The 652-nt window shown below is 73.8% G+C and carries 1 protein-coding gene; it reads left to right on the top strand.

The window, feature by feature from the left end; translation table 11 throughout:
• Positions 1-74: 74 nt before the first annotated feature.
• Positions 75-652 (top strand): BTAD domain-containing putative transcriptional regulator (locus P1P75_RS41855; RefSeq protein ID WP_319265353.1); only part of this gene is annotated, 578 nt, incomplete at its 3' end.

Genomic DNA, 652 nt, shown 5'->3' with positions numbered 1-652 from the left:
GAGCGTTATATTTTTTTAAGAGACAGGCTCCGGGCCCTCCCCCCACCCCTGTCGCCGCTCCCGTCCCGCGCAGCATCCGCAGCCCCAAGGCGCGTGCCCTGCTGGCCGCCCTGCTGCTAGACGCCGGACGGATCGTCCCGGTCGAGTCGCTCAAGGAGGTGCTGTGGAGCGGCGCGCCGCCCGCGTCCGCGCAGGCCTCGCTGCACAACCACGTCACGCGGCTGCGCCGCATGCTCGACGACCCGGCGCGGCTGCGCACGGTGCCGCCCGGCTACCAGCTCCGGATCGAGCACGGCGAACTCGACGTCCACGTGTTCGAGCACCACCTCGCCACCGCACGCGCCGCGCACGCCGCCCACGACTGGGGGCGTGTGACCGACGCGTGCGGGGCCGCCCTGTCCCTGTGGCGGGGCGTCCCTCTCAGCGGACTCCCCGCCGAACTGGGCGGATACGCCTTCACCCAGCGCCTGAAGGAGGCCCGCCTGCTCCTCCTGGAATGGCGCTACGACGCCGAACTCGCCGGCGCCGAATCGGGGGCGGGGGCGGGAGTTGGAGCCGGAGCCGGATCTGGTGCCGGGGCCGTGGCCGGGACCAACGTCGGCCAGGACACCCGCCCCCGATTCGGCGCCGGCGAGTTCGGCGTCGTAGCGCC

The sequence above is a fragment of the Streptomyces sp. ID05-39B genome, from assembly GCF_033794725.1.
Lineage (GTDB): Bacteria > Actinomycetota > Actinomycetes > Streptomycetales > Streptomycetaceae > Streptomyces > Streptomyces bobili.
Note: the sequence above shows the minus strand (reverse complement) of the source record. Positions and strands in the feature narration are given on the sequence as shown.